General features: G+C 66.7%; 31 protein-coding genes. 28 read left to right on the top strand and 3 right to left on the bottom strand.

Features of this window, described 5'->3' with window-relative positions; translation table 11 throughout:
• Nucleotides 1–30 precede the first annotated feature (30 nt).
• Together AB8735_RS17545 and AB8735_RS17540 are read right to left on the bottom strand one after the other, a co-directional pair.
• Nucleotides 31–237, bottom strand: coding sequence for a hypothetical protein (locus AB8735_RS17545; RefSeq protein WP_372408343.1), 207 nt, complete (start codon nt 235–237; stop codon nt 31–33).
• An 8-nt stretch (nt 238–245) separates the two neighbouring features.
• Nucleotides 246–863: a hypothetical protein gene (locus AB8735_RS17540; RefSeq protein WP_372408342.1), complete on the bottom strand. Its 618-nt coding sequence runs from the start codon at nt 861–863 to the stop codon at nt 246–248.
• Between the two features lie 263 nt (nt 864–1,126).
• On the opposite strand from AB8735_RS17540, the gene AB8735_RS17535 reads away from it, so the two are divergent.
• The 5 genes from AB8735_RS17535 (at nt 1,127) to tuf (ending at nt 6,291) form a co-directional block, all read left to right on the top strand.
• On the top strand, nt 1,127–1,603 hold the full coding sequence (locus AB8735_RS17535) for a helix-turn-helix domain-containing protein (protein ID WP_372408340.1): 477 nt from the start codon (nt 1,127–1,129) through the stop codon (nt 1,601–1,603).
• A gap of 315 nt (nt 1,604–1,918) precedes the next feature.
• Entirely contained in the window at nt 1,919–2,290 is a 372-nt protein-coding gene (gene rpsL, locus AB8735_RS17530) for a 30S ribosomal protein S12 (RefSeq protein ID WP_003948652.1), read from the top strand.
• 2 nt (nt 2,291–2,292) lie between these two features.
• Entirely contained in the window at nt 2,293–2,763 is a 471-nt protein-coding gene (rpsG, locus tag AB8735_RS17525) for a 30S ribosomal protein S7 (protein ID WP_030368420.1), read from the top strand.
• A 39-nt stretch (nt 2,764–2,802) separates the two neighbouring features.
• Nucleotides 2,803–4,926, top strand: a complete 2,124-nt coding sequence (gene fusA, locus AB8735_RS17520; RefSeq protein ID WP_344031042.1) for an elongation factor G — start codon at nt 2,803–2,805, stop codon at nt 4,924–4,926.
• Between the two features lie 171 nt (nt 4,927–5,097).
• Nucleotides 5,098–6,291 carry an elongation factor Tu gene (tuf, locus tag AB8735_RS17515; protein ID WP_372408336.1) on the top strand — a complete coding sequence of 398 codons (1,194 nt, stop codon included), beginning with the start codon at nt 5,098–5,100 and terminating at the stop codon, nt 6,289–6,291.
• A gap of 239 nt (nt 6,292–6,530) precedes the next feature.
• Here the strand turns inward: tuf and AB8735_RS17510 are convergent, their stop codons facing one another.
• Entirely contained in the window at nt 6,531–8,675 is a 2,145-nt protein-coding gene (locus AB8735_RS17510; protein ID WP_372408334.1) for a PIG-L family deacetylase, read from the bottom strand.
• 596 nt (nt 8,676–9,271) lie between these two features.
• Between AB8735_RS17510 and rpsJ the strand changes: the two genes are divergently transcribed.
• From rpsJ to AB8735_RS17395, 23 genes are all read left to right on the top strand, one after another.
• On the top strand, nt 9,272–9,580 hold the full coding sequence (rpsJ, locus tag AB8735_RS17505) for a 30S ribosomal protein S10 (RefSeq protein WP_003948644.1): 309 nt from the start codon (nt 9,272–9,274) through the stop codon (nt 9,578–9,580).
• 13 nt (nt 9,581–9,593) lie between these two features.
• Nucleotides 9,594–10,238: a 50S ribosomal protein L3 gene (gene rplC / locus AB8735_RS17500; RefSeq protein WP_344031036.1), complete on the top strand. Its 645-nt coding sequence runs from the start codon at nt 9,594–9,596 to the stop codon at nt 10,236–10,238.
• Between the two features lie 8 nt (nt 10,239–10,246).
• The gene (gene rplD, locus AB8735_RS17495) at nt 10,247–10,897 is read left to right on the top strand and encodes a 50S ribosomal protein L4 (protein ID WP_344031034.1); all 651 of its coding nucleotides are present in this window, start codon (nt 10,247–10,249) and stop codon (nt 10,895–10,897) included.
• Nucleotides 10,897–11,214, top strand: a complete 318-nt coding sequence (gene rplW, locus AB8735_RS17490) for a 50S ribosomal protein L23 (protein ID WP_344031033.1) — start codon at nt 10,897–10,899, stop codon at nt 11,212–11,214. The genes rplD and rplW overlap by 1 nt, the downstream gene beginning before the upstream one ends.
• Nucleotides 11,215–11,254: 40 nt before the next feature.
• Nucleotides 11,255–12,091, top strand: coding sequence for a 50S ribosomal protein L2 (gene rplB, locus AB8735_RS17485; RefSeq protein ID WP_344031031.1), 837 nt, complete (start codon nt 11,255–11,257; stop codon nt 12,089–12,091).
• A 12-nt stretch (nt 12,092–12,103) separates the two neighbouring features.
• Nucleotides 12,104–12,385, top strand: a complete 282-nt coding sequence (gene rpsS / locus AB8735_RS17480; protein WP_004950443.1) for a 30S ribosomal protein S19 — start codon at nt 12,104–12,106, stop codon at nt 12,383–12,385.
• Between the two features lie 41 nt (nt 12,386–12,426).
• On the top strand, nt 12,427–12,774 hold the full coding sequence (gene rplV / locus AB8735_RS17475; RefSeq protein WP_043264895.1) for a 50S ribosomal protein L22: 348 nt from the start codon (nt 12,427–12,429) through the stop codon (nt 12,772–12,774).
• Complete coding sequence (gene rpsC / locus AB8735_RS17470) at nt 12,774–13,601, top strand: 30S ribosomal protein S3 (protein ID WP_199892309.1); 828 nt, start codon at nt 12,774–12,776, stop codon at nt 13,599–13,601. The genes rplV and rpsC overlap by 1 nt, the downstream gene beginning before the upstream one ends.
• Before the next feature lie 5 nt (nt 13,602–13,606).
• Nucleotides 13,607–14,026: a 50S ribosomal protein L16 gene (gene rplP / locus AB8735_RS17465; protein WP_106677952.1), complete on the top strand. Its 420-nt coding sequence runs from the start codon at nt 13,607–13,609 to the stop codon at nt 14,024–14,026.
• A complete protein-coding gene (gene rpmC, locus AB8735_RS17460) occupies nt 14,026–14,250 on the top strand; it encodes a 50S ribosomal protein L29 (protein WP_030368408.1) in 225 nt (74 codons plus the stop codon). Before rplP ends, rpmC begins: the two co-directional genes overlap by 1 nt.
• The gene (gene rpsQ, locus AB8735_RS17455; protein ID WP_019888756.1) at nt 14,250–14,531 is read left to right on the top strand and encodes a 30S ribosomal protein S17; all 282 of its coding nucleotides are present in this window, start codon (nt 14,250–14,252) and stop codon (nt 14,529–14,531) included. The genes rpmC and rpsQ overlap by 1 nt, the downstream gene beginning before the upstream one ends.
• A gap of 94 nt (nt 14,532–14,625) precedes the next feature.
• On the top strand, nt 14,626–14,994 hold the full coding sequence (gene rplN, locus AB8735_RS17450) for a 50S ribosomal protein L14 (protein ID WP_087927567.1): 369 nt from the start codon (nt 14,626–14,628) through the stop codon (nt 14,992–14,994).
• A gap of 2 nt (nt 14,995–14,996) precedes the next feature.
• Nucleotides 14,997–15,320, top strand: a complete 324-nt coding sequence (gene rplX / locus AB8735_RS17445) for a 50S ribosomal protein L24 (protein WP_344031019.1) — start codon at nt 14,997–14,999, stop codon at nt 15,318–15,320.
• Nucleotides 15,320–15,880 (top strand): 50S ribosomal protein L5, encoded by a 561-nt coding sequence (gene rplE, locus AB8735_RS17440; RefSeq protein WP_344031017.1) that lies wholly within the window; start codon nt 15,320–15,322, stop codon nt 15,878–15,880. Before rplX ends, rplE begins: the two co-directional genes overlap by 1 nt.
• A 5-nt stretch (nt 15,881–15,885) precedes the next feature.
• Nucleotides 15,886–16,071, top strand: coding sequence for a type Z 30S ribosomal protein S14 (locus AB8735_RS17435; RefSeq protein ID WP_004946670.1), 186 nt, complete (start codon nt 15,886–15,888; stop codon nt 16,069–16,071).
• Between the two features lie 208 nt (nt 16,072–16,279).
• The gene (rpsH, locus tag AB8735_RS17430; protein ID WP_189454761.1) at nt 16,280–16,678 is read left to right on the top strand and encodes a 30S ribosomal protein S8; all 399 of its coding nucleotides are present in this window, start codon (nt 16,280–16,282) and stop codon (nt 16,676–16,678) included.
• Nucleotides 16,679–16,700: 22 nt separating this feature from the next.
• Nucleotides 16,701–17,240 carry a 50S ribosomal protein L6 gene (gene rplF / locus AB8735_RS17425; protein ID WP_344031014.1) on the top strand — a complete coding sequence of 180 codons (540 nt, stop codon included), beginning with the start codon at nt 16,701–16,703 and terminating at the stop codon, nt 17,238–17,240.
• 3 nt (nt 17,241–17,243) lie between these two features.
• Nucleotides 17,244–17,627 (top strand): 50S ribosomal protein L18, encoded by a 384-nt coding sequence (gene rplR, locus AB8735_RS17420; RefSeq protein WP_199892313.1) that lies wholly within the window; start codon nt 17,244–17,246, stop codon nt 17,625–17,627.
• A gap of 46 nt (nt 17,628–17,673) precedes the next feature.
• Entirely contained in the window at nt 17,674–18,276 is a 603-nt protein-coding gene (gene rpsE, locus AB8735_RS17415) for a 30S ribosomal protein S5 (RefSeq protein WP_190066381.1), read from the top strand.
• The gene (rpmD, locus tag AB8735_RS17410; RefSeq protein ID WP_171169730.1) at nt 18,276–18,458 is read left to right on the top strand and encodes a 50S ribosomal protein L30; all 183 of its coding nucleotides are present in this window, start codon (nt 18,276–18,278) and stop codon (nt 18,456–18,458) included. The genes rpsE and rpmD overlap by 1 nt, the downstream gene beginning before the upstream one ends.
• A 1-nt stretch (nt 18,459) precedes the next feature.
• Entirely contained in the window at nt 18,460–18,915 is a 456-nt protein-coding gene (gene rplO, locus AB8735_RS17405; protein WP_344031007.1) for a 50S ribosomal protein L15, read from the top strand.
• 213 nt (nt 18,916–19,128) lie between these two features.
• Entirely contained in the window at nt 19,129–20,442 is a 1,314-nt protein-coding gene (gene secY, locus AB8735_RS17400; protein WP_372408326.1) for a preprotein translocase subunit SecY, read from the top strand.
• On the top strand, nt 20,442–21,101 hold the full coding sequence (locus AB8735_RS17395; protein ID WP_344031003.1) for an adenylate kinase: 660 nt from the start codon (nt 20,442–20,444) through the stop codon (nt 21,099–21,101). The genes secY and AB8735_RS17395 overlap by 1 nt, the downstream gene beginning before the upstream one ends.
• The last annotated feature ends 15 nt before the right edge of the window (nt 21,102–21,116 follow it).

Here is a 21,116-nt window from a genome sequence, read left to right as displayed (position 1 = left end):
GGGCGCGGTTCCGAGCCCCGGCCCGCCATCTCAGGCCCGGACCCGCAACTCGTGCGGTCGGCGCGTAGCGCGCTCGGCGGCGAAGACATCCTCCAAGCGGTAGAGGCTCGACCGGCCCTGGCGGCCGGCAGGGTTCAAGTGGCCCAACTGGACCCATTTATAGATGACATCAGGAGACACTGCGGCCTCGCGGGCCGCCATGGCGGTGGTGATCAGAGTGGCTTCGGCAGGGAACATCGACAGCTTCAACGCATCCCCTCCATTCCTTCCAGACCGGTCGCTTCCGCGAGCTGTTGCCATTCGGCGCGCACCCAGGAGTGGCGGTGCTTGCCGTCTGTGTGGCAGGCGCAGTCCTGGGTGGAACAGCGGCAGCCGGGATTGACGCAGACGACGGTCTCCCGGTGAGGGAAGACCCGCAGGGAGACGGAGCCGCAGTGCTGGCAGCGGCCTTCCACACGTACGGGCGTCTCGACCTCGCCCAGGGCGAGCGAGCAGCGCCGCGCCATGCGGCGGGCCTCGTTGCGGATGTGCTCCGCCAGAAGGGGGTGCGCTGCCGTGCGGTCCAGCAGATCGACGAGCCGGGCCAGTCGCTGTTCGACCGTGCCCCGGTGGGGGCGGGGCAGACGGAGCTTCTCGCAGACCGCCTCCTCCAGTTCGACCACTCCGTCCGTGATGTCGCGGATGGTGTCGGAGATGAACAGCCGGATTGCTGTTCCGGGAGCGGATCGTGAGGAACGGCCGGTGGGCGACGGCGCGGCGGTACGGCTTGGGGCGAGCTCCTGGCTCAGTTCGGGGAACTGGCGGAGGAGGATGCCCAGCCATATGGCGGCGCGGTCGGGCCGGTTGCTGGGACTGTGGGTCATGACTGCTCCTGCGGTGTACGGACGAGCGCGGACAGGCATGAGGGGATCGGGTCCTCCTCGGATACAGGTGATGCGCATGGGGCCACATCAGCTCAAGGTTGCTGAGGTGGCACTCAGCGTATAGATCGTGCGTGCGAGCGCGCAACACAAACTTTGCTTCCGATGTCCACCAAGCCTTCACCCTTGCTCTCCGAAGACTTGTTCATTGTTGGTATTGCGTGCGCGAACGACCGGTAGGGTCTGCTGTGCGGAGGGAGCGTGCCATGGGGAGCAAGACCTCGGAACTGGAGCGGTTCGCGAGCTGGGTCGAGGACCTGATGCGGGAGCGCGGGTACGACATCGACAGCCCGCGTGGCGGCGGCAAGTCGCGGCTGGCGGAGGACGCCGGTGTGCACCGCGCCGCGGTGACCCGGCTGTTGCAGCGGCAGAGCATGCCCGACCTGGACACCATGCGAGGGTTGGCGCGAGTGCTCGGAGTGGGGCTGCGCGAGGTGCTGATCAGGTCCGGCAGGGCAACGGAGGCGGAGCTGCCGCTGCCGGGAGGCGGTCCCGGGGGCGTGACGGCCGGCCGGAGCGAGGGGGTTACCCCCGAGGAGGCGGCCGTCCTGCTCGGGATTCCCGGCAGTCACCGTCGGCAGTTCGTCGAGATGACGGAGATGATCCTGGCCGTGAGCGGCGGCGCGCAGGCCGGTCGGGCGGCGGCGGAGACGGGGCGGCGAGGGGCGGCCGCCCGGCGTTGAGGACTACTCAATCCGGACATATGCTGCACATCGGTACGTCCTCCGCGTGTGCATTTGTTTTGACCGTGGCCCATGCTGTAGGTACGCTCTGACCTTGTGCCTGGGGTGTCCCTGGGCTCTTGTGCGTGCCTTCAGACCGCGCGAGAGGCCGGGCCCGAACGGTCCCCAAGGGGCCCGAACGGTTCAAAGACACCGAAATCTGCACCAATCCGCTCCGTGCGGAGGTCTGCAGTATTCGACACGCCCGACCGCGTGGGTCGGAGCCGCGTTCCAGGTTAGTTTTATCGTGATCGGCACACAGAAACCGGAGAAACGGTGCCTACGATCCAGCAGCTGGTCCGAAAGGGCCGGCAGGACAAGGTCGAGAAGAACAAGACGCCCGCACTCGAGGGTTCGCCCCAGCGCCGCGGCGTCTGCACGCGTGTTTTCACGACCACCCCGAAGAAGCCGAACTCGGCCCTGCGTAAGGTCGCGCGTGTGCGTCTGACCAGCGGCATCGAGGTCACCGCTTACATTCCGGGTGAGGGCCACAACCTGCAGGAGCACTCGATCGTGCTCGTCCGCGGTGGCCGTGTGAAGGACCTGCCGGGTGTTCGCTACAAGATCATCCGTGGCTCCCTCGACACGCAGGGCGTCAAGAACCGTAAGCAGGCTCGCAGCCGCTACGGCGCCAAGAAGGAGAAGTAAGAATGCCTCGTAAGGGCCCCGCCCCGAAGCGCCCGGTCATCATCGACCCGGTTTACGGCTCCCCTCTGGTGACGTCGCTGATCAACAAGATCCTCCTGCACGGCAAGCGCTCCACCGCCGAGCGCATCGTGTACGGCGCCATGGAGGGTCTGCGCGAGAAGACCGGCAACGACCCGGTCATCACGCTCAAGCGCGCGCTCGAGAACGTCAAGCCCGCCCTCGAGGTCAAGTCCCGCCGTGTCGGTGGCGCGACCTACCAGGTGCCGGTCGAGGTCCGTCCGGGCCGCGCCTCCACCCTGGCGCTCCGCTGGGTCGTCGGTTACTCCCGCGCCCGTCGCGAGAAGACCATGACCGAGCGCCTCATGAACGAGCTCCTGGACGCCTCCAACGGTCTGGGCGCTGCGGTCAAGAAGCGCGAGGACACGCACAAGATGGCCGAGTCCAACAAGGCCTTCGCGCACTACCGCTGGTAGTCGCTACCCCCATCGAGAACCGAGAGAAGACTGAGCCATATGGCCACCACTTCGCTTGACCTGGCCAAGGTCCGCAACATCGGGATCATGGCCCACATCGACGCGGGCAAGACGACCACCACCGAGCGGATCCTGTTCTACACCGGTGTTTCGTACAAGATCGGTGAGGTCCACGATGGCGCTGCCACCATGGACTGGATGGAGCAGGAGCAGGAGCGTGGCATCACGATCACGTCTGCCGCGACGACCTGCCACTGGCCGCTGAACAACGTCGACCACACCATCAACATCATCGACACCCCGGGCCACGTCGACTTCACCGTCGAGGTGGAGCGCTCGCTGCGCGTGCTCGACGGTGCCGTGACGGTGTTCGACGGCGTTGCCGGTGTTGAGCCGCAGTCCGAGACCGTTTGGCGTCAGGCGGACCGCTACGGCGTGCCGCGTATCTGCTTCGTCAACAAGCTGGACCGCACCGGTGCCGAGTTCCACCGCTGTGTCGACATGATCGTCGACCGCCTGGGCGCGGTTCCGCTGGTCATGCAGCTGCCGATCGGTGCCGAGGCCGACTTCAAGGGCGTGGTCGACCTCGTCCAGATGAAGGCTCTGGTCTGGTCCGCCGAGGCCGCCAAGGGCGAGATGTACGACGTCGTCGACATCCCGGACACCCACATCGAGGCTGCCGAGGAATGGCGCGGCAAGCTCCTCGAGGGCGTCGCCGAGAACGACGAAGAGATGATGGAGCTGTTCCTGGAGGGCCAGGAGCCCACCGAGGAGCAGCTGATGGCGGCCATCCGCCGCATCACGCTCGCGTCGAAGGGTGGCGCCGACTCCGTCACCGTCACCCCGGTGTTCTGCGGTACCGCGTTCAAGAACAAGGGCGTTCAGCCCCTGCTCGACGCCGTCGTCCGCTACCTGCCGTCGCCGCTGGACATCGAGGCTGTTGAGGGCCACGCCGTCAACAACCCCGACGAGGTCGTCAAGCGCAAGCCGTCCGACGACGAGCCGTTCGCCGGCCTTGCCTTCAAGATCATGAGCGACCCGCACCTCGGCAAGCTCACCTTCGTCCGGGTCTACTCGGGCCGCATGGAGGCTGGATCCCAGGTCCAGAACTCCGTGAAGGGCAAGAAGGAGCGCATCGGCAAGATCTACCGGATGCACGCGAACAAGCGTGAGGAGATCGACTCGGTGGGTGCCGGCGACATCGTCGCCGTCATGGGTCTGAAGCAGACCACCACCGGTGAGACCCTCTGCGACGCGTCGAACCCGGTGATCCTGGAGTCCATGGACTTCCCGGCTCCGGTGATCCAGGTCGCCATCGAGCCCAAGTCCAAGGGCGACCAGGAGAAGCTGGGTGTCGCCATCCAGCGCCTCGCCGAGGAGGACCCGTCCTTCCAGGTCCACACGGACGAGGAGACGGGCCAGACCATCATCGCGGGTATGGGCGAGCTGCACCTCGACGTGCTGGTCGACCGTATGCGCCGTGAGTTCCGCGTCGAGGCCAACGTCGGCAAGCCGCAGGTCGCGTACCGCGAGACGATCCGCAAGGCCGTCGAGCGCATCGACTACACGCACAAGAAGCAGACTGGTGGTTCCGGCCAGTTCGCCAAGGTGCAGATGGCCATCGAGCCCCTCGAGGGCGATGGCTACGAGTTCGAGAACAAGGTCACCGGTGGCCGCATCCCGCGGGAGTACATCCCGTCCGTGGACGCGGGTTGCCAGGAGGCCATGGAGTTCGGTGTTCTGGCCGGCTACCCGCTGACCGGCGTCAAGGTGACGCTGCTCGACGGTGCCTACCACGACGTCGACTCCTCCGAACTCGCCTTCAAGATCGCCGGTTCCATGGCGTTCAAGGAGGGTGCTCGCAAGGCGTCGCCGGCTCTGCTCGAGCCGATGATGTCCGTCGAGGTCACCACCCCCGAGGACTACATGGGCGATGTGATCGGTGACATCAACTCCCGCCGTGGCCAGATCCAGGCCATGGAGGACCGTCACGGCGCCAAGCTCGTCAAGGGCCTGGTTCCGCTGTCGGAGATGTTCGGCTACGTCGGAGACCTCCGCAGCAAGACCTCGGGTCGCGCAAGCTACTCGATGCAGTTCGACTCCTACGCCGAGGTTCCGCGGAACGTCGCCGAGGAGATCATCGCGAAGGCCAAGGGCGAGTAACCAGCTCCCGTCTCCACAGACGAGGCTGACGCTTTAGGCTTGACACCGAACGTCGGGGCATACCGCGGCAAATCGCAAGATTTCAGCAGCGGGCGCCCCGGCGGGCGGCTTCCCAGCAAAGATCCCTGGCGCCGTGAAGCAGGCGTACAGAACCACTCCCAGGAGGAACCCGTGGCGAAGGCGAAGTTCGAGCGGACTAAGCCGCACGTCAACATCGGCACCATCGGTCACGTTGACCACGGTAAGACGACCCTTACCGCGGCCATCACCAAGGTGCTGCACGACGCTCACCCGGAGCTGAACCCCTTCACGCCGTTCGACCAGATCGACAAGGCGCCTGAGGAGCGGCAGCGCGGTATCACCATCTCCATCGCGCACGTCGAGTACCAGACCGAGTCGCGTCACTACGCCCACGTTGACTGCCCGGGTCACGCGGACTACATCAAGAACATGATCACCGGTGCCGCCCAGATGGACGGCGCGATCCTCGTGGTCGCCGCGACCGACGGTCCGATGCCGCAGACCAAGGAGCACGTGCTCCTGGCCCGCCAGTCCGGCGTTCCGTACATCGTTGTCGCCCTGAACAAGGCCGACATGGTGGACGACGAGGAGATCCTGGAGCTCGTCGAGCTCGAGGTCCGTGAGCTCCTCAACGAGTACGAGTTCCCGGGCGACGACGCTCCGGTCGTCAAGGTCTCGGCGCTGAAGGCGCTTGAGGGCGACGCCGAGTGGGGCCAGTCGGTCATGAACCTCATGAACGCTGTCGACGAGAACATCCCGCAGCCCGCGCGTGACGTCGACAAGCCGTTCCTGATGCCGATCGAGGACGTCTTCACGATCACCGGTCGTGGCACCGTCGTCACCGGTCGTATCGAGCGTGGTGTCCTGAAGGTCAACGAGACCGTCGACATCATCGGCATCAAGACCGAGAAGACCACCACCACGGTCACCGGCATCGAGATGTTCCGCAAGCTGCTCGACGAGGGCCAGGCCGGTGAGAACGTCGGTCTGCTCCTCCGTGGCATCAAGCGCGAGGACGTCGAGCGCGGCCAGTGCATCATCAAGCCGGGTTCGGTCACCCCGCACACCGAGTTCGAGGCCACGGCCTACATCCTGTCGAAGGACGAGGGTGGCCGTCACACCCCGTTCTTCAACAACTACCGTCCGCAGTTCTACTTCCGTACGACTGACGTGACCGGTGTTGTGACCCTCAAGGAGGGCACGGAGATGGTCATGCCCGGCGACAACGCCGAGATGTCCGTCTCCCTGATCCAGCCCGTCGCGATGGAGGAGGGCCTGCGCTTCACCATCCGTGAGGGCGGCCGCACCGTCGGCGCCGGCCAGGTCACCGCGATCACCAAGTAAGTTTTGCGACTTGCCTGTGGTCTGACCTAGCGGTCAAGAGAGGGCCCGCACGTCTTCGGACGTGCGGGCCCTCTCTGCGTTGGGGTGTGGGTCCGGGTGGGTGCGCTTCGCGGGGAGTTGCCCCTGGCCCGCCCTTTCGCCGTTTCCCGGGGAGACCCCGGACCCCGTCCGGCGCTTGAGGACAACCCGCGCGGAGCGCGGTGAGAAACGGTGAAAGGGCGGGCCAGGGGCTCAGATCCTCACTGGCGCCAGATCCACGGCGTCGCGTCCGCGCCCATCGCGACCACCGCCAGGCGTTGGGAGCCGTCCGCGTGGAGGGCGGGGGTGCCGACCGGGACCGGGCGGTCGCGTACGACCGTCGGGTGGGCGTCCTCCGAGGACGCGTCGGTGAGCTGCGCATGGCCGTCCAGGGCGCGGCCGAGGAGCATCAGGGCGTCGTCGTGGCCGCGCTGGGGGAGCGGGGTCGCGGACAGCGCGCCGTAGCCGCGCAGGTCGCGGGCGGCGGAGCGGTCCAGGCGCTCCGTGTCGGCGCCGCCCGTGAGGCGGTACGCCTCCGGCTCGGCGGACGCCGGGCGGCGGTAGACCACGACGACCTTGCCGTCGGGGCCGACGGAGGCGGCGACAGGGTCGCCCGCGGGCTGCGGGAGGTCGTCCAGGGGCAGGAAGCGCATCGGCGCCCCGGGGTCGTCCTGGCTCCAGTGGTGCACCGTGTCGCGGCCGGCGCCGAAGACGTGGATCCGGTGGTCGCGGTCCAGCAGGACCGTCAGGCCCTCCTGGATCTCCTGGCCGGCCAGGTTGCGCCACTTGCCCCACTTGCCGTTCGGCTCGCGGACCCGCGTGGAGACGCCCTTGCCCGCGTTGCGGACGAAGAGGTGGACGCGGCCGTCGGGGGCAGTGACGGCGGCCGGCATGCCGACGCGGCGGCCGCGGTCGGGGTGGTGCTCCGGGTTGCCGAGGCCCGTCCAGGCCTTGAACGGGCCGCCGGGGGAGCGCTGCTCCAGGACGACGATCTCGCGGGTGTCGGCCCGTCCCTCGCCCTCCAGGGCGGAGAAGCGCATCGCGAAGACGAGGCGGCGGCCGGCGGAGTCGAGCACCGTGGCGAGCGCGGGGGCCAGCGGGCCGCCGCCGAGGTTCTGCGGGGCGCCCCAGCGGCCGCTGCCGGGGGAGGTCTCCTGCCAGCGCACGGCGTGCAGACCGAGCACCCCGTAGGCCTCCAGGCGCCCGGACTTGTCGCTGTCCACGACGGGCGTCGCGCCCGGGTGGCGGTAGTGGGTGGAGCGGATCCAGGCCTTGCGGTTGCGCAGCGGACGGTCGCCGCCCTGGCCGTAGTCGCCGCAGCCGCCGTCGTTGCCGCAGTGCCAGGTCGGCTCGCCGCCGTACTCGCGGATCAGCCGGTGCTTCTGCTCGACGATCTCCTTGGGGAGACCGTGCGGCCAGCGCTGGTTGTAGTAGCCGCGGAAGGACGTGGTGACGAAGCGCGGCGGGTGGCCGCCCCGCTTGGTCGTGTCGGCGACCCACTGGGAGAGCGCCTTCCAGGTGAAGAGCGCGGTGGGGGTGTGGTCGCGGTGGTCGGAGCACGCCCCGTAGTCGTTGTCCTTGGGGTGCGTGGCGTCGTGCACCTGGAAGTCCGGGTCCGGGTCCATGGTGTGGACCACCGTCGGGCGGAAGCGGTCCATGATCGCGGCCAGTGCGTCCACCAGGGTGCCGTGCTTGTAGGTGCTCACCGTGGTGCAGGGCGAGTCCTTGGCCACCAGCGACTCCATCCGCACGCCCAGCTCGTTCCACAGCTGGGGGAGGCGGATGTTGTGCTCGGAGAGCATCGCGATGTTGAGGAAGACCAGCCGCACCCGGCGGCCGCCGGCCGTGAGCTCGTTGGTCTCGGCCTTGACGCCGCCCGGCAGGTCCATGACGGACTTGTCCCACTTCGTGAAGTGGTCCTTGCCGATCATCGTCGCGTAGGCCTGACGGAGGCCCTGGTGGCGGGAGGAGGAGTAGGCGGCCTTGTCGTGGTGCTTCTTGGCCTCCGGGGGCATCCCCTCGACCCAGTTCTGTCCTATGGCCTCGCCGGCCGTCACATAGACGGAGACGACCGGTACGCCCGCGCGCACCAGGTGCTGGGCGTCGGGGTTCATGAAGAACAGGTCGTCGTCGGGGTGGGCCATGATCTGGAGCAGCAGCGGGCCCTTGGGCTCGTCGAACGGCTGGGTGGAGCGCGGGTCCACGGCGCGGACGGGGGAGGGGCGGGCGGCGGACCGGCCGGAGCCGCTGTCGCTGCATCCCGCGGCCGTGACGGCGGTCACGGCCGCGATCCCGGCGAGCACGGCCCGGCGCGAGACCGGACGAGCGTTCTCGTAGGGAACGGCTCTGCGCTGTGAGATGTTCAACTACCTGACTCCGCTTCGTTGTCCAGCGCCCCCCAGCTGTGTGAAGGGACGGGGAAGAGGCCCGGCGGGTTGCCCAAGTCGTAACAAAGCCTGGTTCCCCGATCGGGGACGGCCCGGGATTCGGCCACCATGGCGTGGCGGGGCGGCGGACAGGTGTTCTCCGGGAAGGATGGCCGTTCTGCCGGGAATGTCGGCCCGGCGGTTTGACATCTGGGCCGGTCGGGGTACCGTCTTCGGCTTCGATTGGCGCCGCTTCGGGCCCGTATGGCACACTGTTCAGGTTGCTCGGTTGAGTGCCGATGCTGCGCGCCTCCCGCCGGGAGGACTGGAAGCGAGTCCCGCAGTACTCGTCACCCCTTATGAGGGGTGGAAGTACGGGAATCTTCCGGGAAGTGTCAGCGGGGCCCCAGCCAGGCACTCGGTGGGTGTTCTTCCCCCACGAACCCCTTGAGCAGGGATCTTCCTTCGGGGAGATCTGCTGGAAGGGGCGCGACACGCCCGACCGCGTGGGTCGGAGGTGGAGCGGGGAGGGACTGTGCGGCCGCACAGCCGACCGAGTTCCGGAGCGTTACGAGAGACAGGACTACGAAGTAGCCATGGCGGGACAGAAGATCCGCATCCGGCTCAAGGCCTACGACCACGAGGTCATCGACTCCTCGGCGAAGAAGATCGTCGAGACGGTGACCCGCACTGGTGCGTCGGTCGCGGGCCCGGTGCCGCTGCCCACTGAGAAGAACGTGTACTGCGTCATCAAGTCGCCGCACAAGTACAAGGACTCGCGCGAGCACTTCGAGATGCGCACGCACAAGCGCCTCATCGACATCCTCGACCCCACGCCGAAGACGGTTGACTCGCTTATGCGTCTCGACCTGCCGGCTGGCGTCGACATCGAGATCAAGCTCTGAGGTGACGCGCGAGATGGCTAAGCAGATCAAGGGCGTCCTGGGCGAGAAGCTCGGCATGACGCAGGTCTGGGACGAGAACAACCGTGTCGTCCCGGTCACCGTTGTCAAGGCCGGTCCCTGCGTGGTCACGCAGGTCCGCACCAACGACGCCGACGGCTACGAGTCGGTCCAGATCGCCTTCGGCGAGATCGACCCGCGCAAGGTGAACAAGCCCCTCAAGGGCCACTTCGCCAAGGCCGACGTGACCCCCCGCCGCCACCTGGTGGAGATCCGCACCTCCGACGCCGCCGAGTACACCCTCGGCCAGGAGATTTCCGCGGACGTGTTCGAGTCCGGCGTCAAGGTCGACGTCACGGGCAAGAGCAAGGGCAAGGGCTTCGCCGGTGTCATGAAGCGCCACAACTTCCGTGGCCTCGGCGCCGGGCACGGCACCCAGCGCAAGCACCGCTCCCCCGGTTCGATCGGTGGCTGCGCCACCCCGGGCCGTGTGTTCAAGGGCCTCCGCATGGCGGGCCGCATGGGCAACGAGCGGGTCACCACCCAGAACCTGACCGTCCACGCCGTTGACGCGGAGAAGGGCCTGCTCCTCATCAAGGGCGCGGTTCCTGGTCCGAACGGCGGCCTCGTCCTGGTCCGTACCGCGGCCAAGGGGGCCTGAGGTAACCGATGAGCACCATTGACATCCTTTCGCCGGCAGGCGACAAGGCCGGGACCGTCGAGCTCCCCACGGAGATCTTCGACGCGAAGGTCAGCGTTCCGCTGATCCACCAGGTCGTCGTCGCGCAGCTGGCCGCTGCCCGTCAGGGCACGCACAAGACCAAGACCCGTGGCGAGGTCCGCGGCGGTGGCAAGAAGCCGTACCGCCAGAAGGGCACCGGTCGCGCCCGTCAGGGTTCGACCCGCGCGCCGCAGTTCGCCGGTGGTGGCGTCGTGCACGGTCCCGTGCCGCGTGACTACTCCCAGCGGACCCCGAAGAAGATGAAGGCCGCCGCCCTCCGCGGTGCCCTCACCGACCGGGCGCGTCACAGCCGCATCCACGTCGTCTCCGGCGTGGTCGACGGCGCGGTGTCCACCAAGGCCGCCAAGGTCCTGCTGGGCAAGATCTCGGAGCGCAAGAACGTGCTCCTGGTCGCCGAGCGTTCCGACGAGGCCGCGTGGCTGTCCGCCCGCAACCTGCCCCAGGTTCACATCCTGGAGCCGGGCCAGCTGAACACGTACGACGTGCTCGTCTCCGACGACGTGGTCTTCACCCAGGCCGCTTTCGAGTCCTTCGTGTCTGGCCCCAAGGCCGTTGAGACCGAAGGGAGCGCCGCCTGATGAGCGACGTCACCAGCAAGACGTTCTCGGACCCGCGCGACCTGCTGGTCAAGCCGGTCGTCTCCGAGAAGAGCTACGCGCTGCTGGACGAGAACAAGTACACGTTCATCGTCGACCCGCGCGCCAACAAGACCCAGATCAAGCAGGCCGTCGAGACGGTCTTCTCGGTCAAGGTCACCGGGGTCAACACGATCAACCGTCAGGGTAAGCGCAAGCGCACCAAGACCGGTTTCGGCAAGCGTGCCAACACCAAGCGCGCCATCGTGACCCTCGCCGAGGGCGACCGAATCGACATCTTCGGCGGTCCGACCGCCTAAGGGCGGTCTGGATCGTCCGAAATCGGACGAGGACTGAGAAATGGGTATCCGCAAGTACAAGCCGACGACCCCGGGCCGTCGTGGCTCCAGCGTCGCCGACTTTGTCGAGATCACGCGGTCCACGCCGGAGAAGTCGCTGGTCCGCCCCCTGCACAGCAAGGGCGGCCGTAACAACGCCGGTCGTGTGACCGTTCGCCACCAGGGTGGTGGCCACAAGCGCGCCTACCGCGTGATCGACTTCCGTCGTCACGACAAGGACGGCGTGCCGGCCAAGGTCGCTCACATCGAGTACGACCCGAACCGCACCGCGCGCATCGCGCTGCTCCACTACGTGGACGGCGAGAAGCGCTACATCATCGCTCCGCGCGGCCTCGGCCAGGGCGACCGGATTGAGAACGGCCCCACGGCCGACATCAAGCCGGGCAACAACCTGCCGCTGCGCAACATCCCCGTGGGTACGACCATCCACGCCATCGAGCTGCGTCCCGGCGGCGGTGCGAAGATCGCCCGCTCCGCCGGTTCCTCCGTGCAGCTGCTGGCGAAGGAGGGCGTCATGGCCCACCTGCGCATGCCGTCCGGTGAGATCCGCCTGGTCGACGTCCGCTGCCGCGCCACCGTCGGCGAGGTCGGCAACGCCGAGCAGTCGAACATCAACTGGGGCAAGGCCGGCCGTATGCGCTGGAAGGGCGTTCGCCCGACCGTCCGCGGTGTCGCGATGAACCCGGTTGACCACCCGCACGGTGGTGGTGAGGGCAAGACCTCCGGTGGTCGCCACCCGGTCTCCCCGTGGGGTCAGAAGGAGGGTCGTACTCGTTCTCCCAAGAAGGCGAGCAACAAGTACATCGTCCGCCGCCGCAAGACGAACAAGAAGCGCTAGGAGCGGGTTTAGATGCCGCGTAGTCTCAAGAAGGGACCCTTCGTCGACGGACACCTCATCAAGAAGGTGGACGCTCAGAACGAAGCCGGTACCAAGAACGTCATCAAGACCTGGTCCCGTCGCTCCATGATCGTGCCGGCCATGCTCGGCCACACGCTCGCGGTGCACAACGGCAAGACGCACGTCCCGGTGTTCGTCACCGAGTCGATGGTCGGCCACAAGCTCGGCGAGTTCTCGCCGACCCGCACCTTCCGCGGCCACGTCAAGGACGACCGCAAGTCGAAGCGCCGCTAAGCGGGGTGCGAACGACTATGACTGACACCGAAGGGACAACCATGGAAGCCAGGGCCCAGGCGCGGTACATCCGCGTCACGCCCATGAAGGCCCGCCGCGTGGTGGACCTCATCCGTGGCATGGATGCCACGGAGGCTCAGGCGGTCCTGCGTTTCGCCCCGCAGGCCGCGAGCGTGCCGGTGGGCAAGGTGCTGGACAGCGCCATTGCCAACGCCGCGCACAACTACGACCACACGGACGCCTCCACGCTGTTCATCAGCGAGGCGTACGTCGACGAGGGCCCGACCCTGAAGCGGTTCCGTCCGCGTGCCCAGGGCCGTGCCTACCGGATCCGCAAGCGGACCAGCCACATCACCGTGGTCGTCAGCAGCAAGGAAGGAACCCGGTAATGGGCCAGAAGGTTAACCCGCACGGGTTCCGGCTCGGCATCACCACCGACTTCAAGTCGCGCTGGTACGCCGACAAGCTGTACAAGGACTACGTCAAGGAAGACGTTGCCATTCGTCGCATGATGACGAAGGGCATGGAGCGCGCCGGTATCTCGAAGGTTGAGATCGAGCGCACCCGCGACCGCGTCCGCGTTGACATCCACACCGCTCGTCCGGGCATCGTCATCGGCCGCCGCGGCGCCGAGGCGGACCGCATCCGCGGCGAGCTGGAGAAGCTGACCGGCAAGCAGGTCCAGCTGAACATCCTCGAGGTCAAGAACCCCGAGGTCGACGCTCAGCTGGTGGCCCAGGCCGTCGCCGAGCAGCTGTCCTCCCGCGTCTCCTTCCGTCGTGCCATGCGCAAGAGCATGCAGTCGACGATGAAGGCCGGCGCCAAGGGCATCAAGATCCAGTGTGGTGGCCGTCTCGGCGGCGCCGAGATGTCCCGCTCGGAGTTCTACCGCGAGGGCCGTGTGCCCCTGCACACGCTCCGTGCGAACGTGGACTACGGCTTCTTCGAGGCCAAGACCACCTTCGGCCGCATCGGCGTGAAGGTCTGGATCTACAAGGGCGACGTCAAGAACATCGCCGAGGTCCGCGCCGAGAACGCCGCCGCCCGTGCGGGCAACCGCCCGTCGCGCGGCGCCGGCGACCGCCCGGCCCGTGGTGGCCGTGGTGGCGAGCGTGGCGGCCGCGGCCGCAAGCCGCAGCAGAACGCCGCTGCCGAGGCCCCCAAGGCCGAGGCCGCTGCCGCTGCTCCGGCCGAGAGCACCGGAACGGAGGCCTGACCGACATGCTGATCCCTCGCAGGGTCAAGCACCGCAAGCAGCACCACCCCAAGCGGAACGGCATGGCCAAGGGTGGCACCGAGCTCGCGTTCGGTGAGTACGGCATCCAGGCCCTGACCCCGGCCTACGTGACGAACCGGCAGATCGAGTCCGCTCGTATCGCCATGACCCGTCACATCAAGCGTGGCGGCAAGGTCTGGATCAACATCTACCCGGACCGTCCGCTGACGAAGAAGCCGGCCGAGACCCGCATGGGTTCCGGTAAGGGTTCTCCGGAGTGGTGGATCGCGAACGTCAAGCCCGGTCGGGTGATGTTCGAGCTGTCCTTCCCGAACGAAAAGGTTGCTCGTGAGGCGCTGACCCGCGCTGCTCACAAGCTTCCGATGAAGTGCCGCATTGTTCGGCGCGAGGCAGGTGAGTCGTGATGGCCGCTGGTATCAAGGCGACCGAGCTGCGCGAGCTCAACGACGAGGACCTCGTCGCGAAGCTCCGTGAGGCCAAGGAAGAGCTGTTCAACCTCCGCTTCCAGGCGGCGACCGGGCAGCTTGAGAACCACGGTCGGCTCAAGTCCGTCCGTAAGGACATCGCCCGGATCTACACCCTGATGCGCGAGCGCGAGCTGGGCATCGAGACGGTGGAGAGCGCCTGATGAGCGAGAAGAATGTGACTGAGACGAACGAGCGCGGTTTCCGCAAGACCCGTGAGGGTCTCGTCGTCAGCGACAAGATGGACAAGACCGTCGTCGTCGCCGTCGAGGACCGCGTCAAGCACGCGCTGTACGGCAAGGTCATCCGCCGTACCAACAAGCTCAAGGCGCACGACGAGCAGAACGCCGCCGGTGTCGGCGACCGCGTCCTCCTGATGGAGACCCGGCCGCTGTCCGCCACGAAGCGCTGGCGCGTCGTCGAGATCCTCGAGAAGGCCAAGTAATTTCTGAGGGTTCTCCCTCAGATAAGTTCCGCCAGGCTCGGCAGGGGCTCCTCGGAGCCCCTGCCGGGAACCGGCAGACGATCAGGAGATAGACGTGATCCAGCAGGAGTCGCGACTTCGCGTCGCCGACAACACTGGTGCCAAGGAGATCCTTTGCATCCGTGTTCTCGGTGGCTCGGGTCGCCGCTACGCGGGCATCGGTGACGTCATCGTCGCCACCGTCAAGGACGCGATCCCCGGTGGCAACGTGAAGAAGGGTGACGTCGTCAAGGCCGTCATCGTTCGCACCGTCAAGGAGCGCCGCCGTCCCGACGGCTCGTACATCCGCTTCGACGAGAACGCGGCCGTCATCCTCAAGAACGATGGCGACCCCCGCGGCACCCGTATCTTCGGCCCCGTGGGCCGAGAGCTGCGCGAGAAGAAGTTCATGAAGATCGTCTCGCTCGCGCCGGAGGTGCTGTAAGCATGAAGATCAAGAAGGGCGACCTGGTTCAGGTCATCACCGGCAAGGACAAGGGCAAGCAGGGCAAGGTCATCGTGGCCATGCCCCGTGAGAACCGCGTCCTCGTCGAGGGTGTCAACCGGGTCAAGAAGCACACCAAGGCCGGCCAGACCGCTCGCGGTTCGCAGACCGGCGGCATCGTGACGACCGAGGCCCCGATCCACGTGAGCAACGTTCAGCTCGTCGTGGAGAAGGACGGCAAGAAGGTCGTCACCCGCGTCGGTTACCGCTTCGACGACAACGGCAACAAGATCCGCGTTGCCAAGCGCACCGGTGAGGACATCTGATGACTGCCACCACCAACGCGCCGCGTCTCAAGCAGCGCTACCGCGAAGAGATCGTCGGCAAGCTGCGTGAGGAGTTCTCCTACGAGAACATCATGCAGGTTCCCGGTCTGACCAAGATCGTGGTCAACATGGGTGTGGGCGACGCCGCCCGCGACTCCAAGCTGATCGAGGGCGCCATCCGCGACCTCACCACGATCACCGGCCAGAAGCCGGCCGTCACCAAGGCCCGTAAGTCCATCGCGCAGTTCAAGCTGCGCGAGGGCCAGCCGATCGGTGCCCACGTCACCCTCCGTGGCGACCGCATGTGGGAGTTCCTGGACCGCACCCTGTCGCTGGCGCTCCCGCGCATCCGCGACTTCCGCGGTCTGTCCCCGAAGCAGTTCGACGGTCGGGGCAACTACACCTTCGGTCTCACGGAGCAGGTCATGTTCCACGAGATCGACCAGGACAAGATCGACCGCGTCCGGGGTATGGACATCACCGTGGTCACCACGGCGACCAACGACGACGAGGGCCGCGCCCTCCTTCGTCACCTCGGCTTCCCGTTCAAGGAGGCGTGAGCGAGATGGCGAAGAAGTCCCTCATCGCTAAGGCCGCGCGCAAGCCGAAGTTCTCGGTCCGCGCGTACACCCGCTGCAACCGCTGCGGCCGGCCGCACTCCGTTTACCGCAAGTTCGGCCTGTGCCGCGTGTGCCTCCGTGAGATGGCTCACCGTGGCGAGCTGCCGGGCGTGACCAAGAGCTCCTGGTAACAACCCAGTTGGGTTGACCAGGACTCTCGGTAAGCAATCTGGAGGCGGGAGCCCTTCCCGTAACTCGCGTAGAGTTGAAGGGTTGGGCCCCCGCCGCCCAATTCGTCTTACTACGCCGTAGGTCCCCGCGCCGCACCCGTCCCGACCCTGTTCGGGGAGAGGGATGGCGCACATAGGAAACCACGGCGAGAGAGGCCGAAGGCCAAACATGACCATGACCGATCCGATCGCAGACATGCTGACCCGTCTGCGGAACGCGAACTCGGCTTACCACGACACCGTGGCCATGCCCCACAGCAAGATCAAGGCGCACATCGCCGAGATCCTGCAGCAGGAGGGCTACATCTCCGGCTGGAAGGTCGAGGACGCCGAGGTCGGCAAGTCCCTCGTCATCGACCTGAAGTTCGGTCCGAACCGTGAGCGCTCCATCGCGGGCATCAAGCGGATCTCGAAGCCGGGCCTCCGGGTCTACGCAAAGTCCACCAACCTGCCGAAGGTCCTCGGCGGCCTGGGCGTGGCGATCATCTCCACGTCCCACGGTCTCCTGACCGGCCAGCAGGCCAGCAAGAAGGGCGTGGGTGGGGAAGTCCTCGCCTACGTCTGGTAACCCGGGAACGGAGGAATAGCTAATGTCGCGTATTGGCAAGCTGCCCATCCAGGTTCCCGCTGGTGTGGACGTCACCATCGACGGCCGTGCGGTCCAGGTGAAGGGCCCCAAGGGCACCCTCAGCCTGACCCTCTCGGCCCCGATCGAGATCGTTAAGGGCGAGGACGGCGTTCTGTCCGTCACCCGCCCCAACGACGAGCGTCAGAACAAGGCCCTGCACGGTCTGTCCCGCACGCTGGTGGCGAACATGATCACCGGCGTGACCCAGGGCTACAGCAAGAAGCTCGAGATCAGCGGTGTCGGTTACCGAGTCCAGGCGAAGGGCTCCAACCTGGAGTTCGCCCTGGGCTACAGCCACCCGATCCTGATCGAGGCGCCCGAGGGCATCACCTTCAAGGTGGAGTCCCCGACCAAGCTGACTGTCGAGGGCATCGACAAGCAGAAGGTCGGCGAGGTCGCCGCGAACATCCGCAAGCTGCGGAAGCCCGACCCGTACAAGGCCAAGGGCGTCAAGTACGAGGGCGAAGTCATCCGCCGCAAGGTCGGAAAGGCTGGTAAGTAAGCCATGGCATACGGTGTCAAGATTGCTAAGGGCGACGCGTACAAGCGCACCGCCAAGCAGCGCCGTCACATCCGCATCCGGAAGAACATTTCGGGTACGGCTGAGCGCCCCCGTCTCGTGGTGACGCGTTCCAACCGTGGCATCACCGCCCAGGTCATCGACGACCTCCAGGGCCACACCCTGGCGTCGGCGTCCCACCTGGACGCTTCGATCCGCGGTGGCGAGGGCGACAAGAGCGCCCAGGCCAAGAAGGTTGGCGCCCTGGTCGCCGAGCGTGCCAAGGCCGCCGGTGTCGAGGCCGTCGTGTTCGACCGCGGTGGCAACCAGTACGCCGGGCGCATTGCCGCTCTGGCGGACGCCGCCCGCGAAGCCGGGCTGAAGTTCTAAGCCCCGGTTCCGGAGCTAGCGGACGTAACAGAGAGAGGTAATTCCAATGGCTGGACCCCAGCGCCGCGGAAGCGGTGCCGGTGGCGGCGAGCGGCGGGACCGGAAGGGTCGCGACGGTGGCGCTGCCGCCGAGAAGACCGCGTACGTTGAGCGCGTAGTCGCGATCAACCGCGTCGCCAAGGTTGTCAAGGGTGGTCGCCGCTTCAGCTTCACCGCGCTGGTCGTGGTGGGCGACGGTGACGGCACGGTCGGTGTCGGTTACGGCAAGGCCAAGGAAGTTCCGGCTGCCATCGCCAAGGGCGTGGAAGAGGCCAAGAAGAACTTCTTCAAGGTCCCCCGTATCCAGGGCACCGTCCCGCACCCGATCACGGGCGAGAAGGCGGCCGGTGTCGTCCTGCTCAAGCCCGCGTCCCCCGGTACCGGTGTTATCGCCGGTGGCCCGGTGCGCGCGGTGCTCGAGTGCGCCGGCATCCACGACATCCTGTCGAAGTCGCTCGGTTCTTCGAACCCGATCAACATCGTGCACGCCACGGTGGAGGCCCTCAAGGGACTGCAGCGTCCCGAGGAGATCGCCGCCCGTCGTGGTCTGCCGCTCGAGGACGTCGCGCCCGCCGCCCTGCTGCGTGCGCGTGCAGGGGCGGGTGCGTAATGGCTCGCCTCAAGGTCACGCAGACCAAGTCCTACATCGGCAGCAAGCAGAACCACCGCGACACCCTGCGCTCGCTTGGTCTCAAGAAGATCAACGACGTGGTTGTCAAGGAGGACCGTCCCGAGATCCGCGGCATGGTGCAGACCGTCCGCCACCTCGTCACGGTCGAGGAGGTCGACTGACATGGCGGAGTCCAACCCGCTGAAGGTCCACAACCTCCGTCCCGCCCCGGGCGCCAAGACCGCCAAGACCCGTGTGGGTCGTGGTGAGGCGTCGAAGGGTAAGACGGCCGGTCGTGGTACCAAGGGCACCAAGGCCCGTTACCAGGTTCCGGAGCGCTTCGAGGGTGGGCAGATGCCCCTCCACATGCGCCTCCCGAAGCTGAAGGGCTTCAAGAACCCCGCCCACAAGCAGTTCCAGGTCGTGAACCTGGACAAGCTGGCCGCGCTCTACCCGCAGGGTGGCGAGGTCACGGTGGCCGACCTGGTCGCCAAGGGTGCTGTTCGCAAGAACGAGCTCGTCAAGGTCCTTGGCCAGGGCGAGATCTCCGTGGCGCTGCAGGTGACGGTGGACGCCGTCTCCTCCTCCGCCCAGGAGAAGATTGCCGCCGCCGGCGGCACCGTCACCGAGCTCATCTGAGTTCGTTGATCTGACAACCGGGGATGTCCCATCAGGGGCATCCCCGGTTGGTCGTTCCAAGCCGGGCACGGTCGCCGGTAAGGTGGCGTGGACTGTTGCTGTACCTATGGGGGGTTCAGGCTTCCCAGGCCGTGCGGCTTTGACTGATAAGTATTCGTCGATCCTCAAGACCGTTACCTCTCACGCGGGCGCGTGGGAGGCGCAGGAGGCACCGTGCTCACCGCGTTCGCCCGGGCGTTCAAGACGCCCGACCTGCGCAAGAAGCTGCTGTTCACGCTAGGCATCATGGTGCTCTACCGGCTCGGGGCGCACATCCCGGTACCCGGTGTCGACTACCAGAAGGTCCAGACGTGCGTCGACCAGGCCAAGAGTGGTCAGGGTCTGTTCGGCCTCGTGAACATGTTCAGTGGTGGCGCGCTGCTGCAGATCACGATCTTCGCGCTGGGGGTCATGCCGTACATCACGGCAAGCATCATCCTGCAGCTGCTGACGGTTGTGATCCCCCGACTGGAAGCCCTCAAGAAGGAGGGACAGACGGGGCAGGCGAAGATTACGCAGTACACGCGTTATCTGACCGTCGCGCTCGCCGTGCTGCAGGGCACCGGCCTGGTCGCCGTCGCGCGCAATGGCGCGCTCTTCGGCACCTGTCCGGTCGGCAATCAAATCGTTCCCAACCACTCCATCTTCACCACGATCACCATGGTCACCACGATGACCGCGGGAACCGCGCTGATCATGTGGCTCGGTGAGCTCGTCACCGACCGCGGTATCGGCAACGGCATGTCGATCCTGATGTTCACCTCGATCGCGGCCGGCTTCCCGAGCGCGCTGTGGGCCATCAAGCTCCAGGGCAAGCTGATGGACGGCTGGCTGGAGTTCGGACTCGTGATCCTCTGCGGCCTCGCGATGGTCGCGCTGGTGGTCTTCGTCGAGCAGGCGCAGCGCCGCGTTCCCGTGCAGTACGCGAAGCGCATGATCGGCCGCCGTTCGTACGGCGGGACGTCCACCTACATCCCGCTCAAGGTGAACCAGGCCGGTGTGATCCCGGTGATTTTCGCCTCGTCGCTGCTCTACATCCCGGCCCTGCTGGTGCAGTTCACCAACTCCAAGGCGGGCTGGGCCAACTGGATCCAGGCCAATCTGGTCAAGGGCGACCACCCGATCTACATGGTCACTTACTTCCTGCTGATCGTGTTCTTCGCCTTCTTCTATGTCGCCATCTCCTTCAACCCCGAAGAAGTTGCAGACAACATGAAGAAGTATGGTGGGTTCATCCCGGGCATCCGGGCGGGACGACCCACCGCGGAGTACCTGAGCTACGTGCTGAACCGCATCACGTGGCCCGGCTCTCTCTACCTGGGCCTGATCGCCCTGGTGCCCACCGTGGCGCTGGTCACACTCAACGCAAACCAGAACTTCCCGTTCGGGGGAACCAGCATCCTGATCATCGTGGGTGTCGGTCTGGAGACTGTGAAGCAGATCGAGAGCCAGCTTCAGCAGCGCAACTACGAAGGGTTCCTCCGCTGATGCGAATCGTCCTCGTCGGGCCGCCCGGCGCCGGCAAGGGTACGCAGGCCGCGTACCTCGCCAAGAACCTTGCGATCCCGCACATTTCCACGGGCGACCTCTTCCGGGCGAACATCAGCCAGGGCACGCCGCTCGGTGTGAAGGCCCAGGAGTTCATGCGCGCCGGCCAGCTGGTGCCGGACTCCGTCACCATCGGGATGGCCGAGGACCGGATGGGCCAGGAGGACGCCGAGGGCGGCTTCCTGCTGGACGGGTTCCCGCGCAACATCGGCCAGGCCGAGGCGCTGGACGCGTACCTGTCCGGCAAGGGCCTCAAGCTGGACGCGGTCCTGGACCTGGAGGTCCCGGAGGACGAGGTCGTCAAGCGGATCGCCGGCCGCCGGATCTGCCGGGCGGACAGCAGCCACGTCTTCCACGCGATCTACAACCAGCCGCAGACCGAGGGCGTCTGCGACGTCTGCGGCGGCGAGCTGTACCAGCGCGACGACGACCGCGAGGACACGGTCCGCAAGCGGCTGGAGGTCTACCACAGCGAGACCGAGCCGATCATCGACTACTACAAGGCCCAGGGCCTCGTGGCGACGATCTCGGCGCTCGGCAAGGTCGACGAGGTGACCCAGCGGGCCATGGAGGCCCTCCCCTCGCGGGACGCCTCCTGACCCCACCCCCTCCGT

Source organism: Streptomyces luteireticuli (genome assembly GCF_041519305.1).
GTDB lineage: Bacteria > Actinomycetota > Actinomycetes > Streptomycetales > Streptomycetaceae > Streptomyces > Streptomyces luteireticuli.
The sequence above is the reverse complement of the archived record's forward strand: the minus strand, read 5'-3'. Positions and strand labels throughout refer to the sequence as shown.

What these genes read in the sequence shown, in the direction of transcription:
- rpsC (WP_199892309.1), top strand. Translation starts at nt 12,774, where the DNA reads ATGGGCCAGAAGGTTAACCCGCACGGGTTCCGGCTCGGCATCACCACC.
- rplX (WP_344031019.1), top strand. Translation starts at nt 14,997, where the DNA reads ATGAAGATCAAGAAGGGCGACCTGGTTCAGGTCATCACCGGCAAGGAC.
- rplC (WP_344031036.1), top strand. Translation starts at nt 9,594, where the DNA reads ATGGCTAAGCAGATCAAGGGCGTCCTGGGCGAGAAGCTCGGCATGACG.
- rplO (WP_344031007.1), top strand. Translation starts at nt 18,460, where the DNA reads ATGGCGGAGTCCAACCCGCTGAAGGTCCACAACCTCCGTCCCGCCCCG.
- AB8735_RS17535 (WP_372408340.1), top strand. Translation starts at nt 1,127, where the DNA reads ATGGGGAGCAAGACCTCGGAACTGGAGCGGTTCGCGAGCTGGGTCGAG.
- AB8735_RS17395 (WP_344031003.1), top strand. Translation starts at nt 20,442, where the DNA reads ATGCGAATCGTCCTCGTCGGGCCGCCCGGCGCCGGCAAGGGTACGCAG.
- rpsJ (WP_003948644.1), top strand. Translation starts at nt 9,272, where the DNA reads ATGGCGGGACAGAAGATCCGCATCCGGCTCAAGGCCTACGACCACGAG.
- AB8735_RS17435 (WP_004946670.1), top strand. Translation starts at nt 15,886, where the DNA reads ATGGCGAAGAAGTCCCTCATCGCTAAGGCCGCGCGCAAGCCGAAGTTC.
- rplB (WP_344031031.1), top strand. Translation starts at nt 11,255, where the DNA reads ATGGGTATCCGCAAGTACAAGCCGACGACCCCGGGCCGTCGTGGCTCC.
- AB8735_RS17545 (WP_372408343.1), bottom strand. Translation starts at nt 237, where the DNA reads ATGTTCCCTGCCGAAGCCACTCTGATCACCACCGCCATGGCGGCCCGC.
- rpmC (WP_030368408.1), top strand. Translation starts at nt 14,026, where the DNA reads ATGGCCGCTGGTATCAAGGCGACCGAGCTGCGCGAGCTCAACGACGAG.
- fusA (WP_344031042.1), top strand. Translation starts at nt 2,803, where the DNA reads ATGGCCACCACTTCGCTTGACCTGGCCAAGGTCCGCAACATCGGGATC.
- rpsE (WP_190066381.1), top strand. Translation starts at nt 17,674, where the DNA reads ATGGCTGGACCCCAGCGCCGCGGAAGCGGTGCCGGTGGCGGCGAGCGG.
- AB8735_RS17540 (WP_372408342.1), bottom strand. Translation starts at nt 863, where the DNA reads ATGACCCACAGTCCCAGCAACCGGCCCGACCGCGCCGCCATATGGCTG.
- rpmD (WP_171169730.1), top strand. Translation starts at nt 18,276, where the DNA reads ATGGCTCGCCTCAAGGTCACGCAGACCAAGTCCTACATCGGCAGCAAG.
- rplP (WP_106677952.1), top strand. Translation starts at nt 13,607, where the DNA reads ATGCTGATCCCTCGCAGGGTCAAGCACCGCAAGCAGCACCACCCCAAG.
- rpsG (WP_030368420.1), top strand. Translation starts at nt 2,293, where the DNA reads ATGCCTCGTAAGGGCCCCGCCCCGAAGCGCCCGGTCATCATCGACCCG.
- rplW (WP_344031033.1), top strand. Translation starts at nt 10,897, where the DNA reads ATGAGCGACGTCACCAGCAAGACGTTCTCGGACCCGCGCGACCTGCTG.
- rplF (WP_344031014.1), top strand. Translation starts at nt 16,701, where the DNA reads ATGTCGCGTATTGGCAAGCTGCCCATCCAGGTTCCCGCTGGTGTGGAC.
- rplV (WP_043264895.1), top strand. Translation starts at nt 12,427, where the DNA reads ATGGAAGCCAGGGCCCAGGCGCGGTACATCCGCGTCACGCCCATGAAG.
- rpsS (WP_004950443.1), top strand. Translation starts at nt 12,104, where the DNA reads ATGCCGCGTAGTCTCAAGAAGGGACCCTTCGTCGACGGACACCTCATC.
- rplR (WP_199892313.1), top strand. Translation starts at nt 17,244, where the DNA reads ATGGCATACGGTGTCAAGATTGCTAAGGGCGACGCGTACAAGCGCACC.
- rplD (WP_344031034.1), top strand. Translation starts at nt 10,247, where the DNA reads ATGAGCACCATTGACATCCTTTCGCCGGCAGGCGACAAGGCCGGGACC.
- rpsQ (WP_019888756.1), top strand. Translation starts at nt 14,250, where the DNA reads ATGAGCGAGAAGAATGTGACTGAGACGAACGAGCGCGGTTTCCGCAAG.
- rplE (WP_344031017.1), top strand. Translation starts at nt 15,320, where the DNA reads ATGACTGCCACCACCAACGCGCCGCGTCTCAAGCAGCGCTACCGCGAA.
- rpsH (WP_189454761.1), top strand. Translation starts at nt 16,280, where the DNA reads ATGACCATGACCGATCCGATCGCAGACATGCTGACCCGTCTGCGGAAC.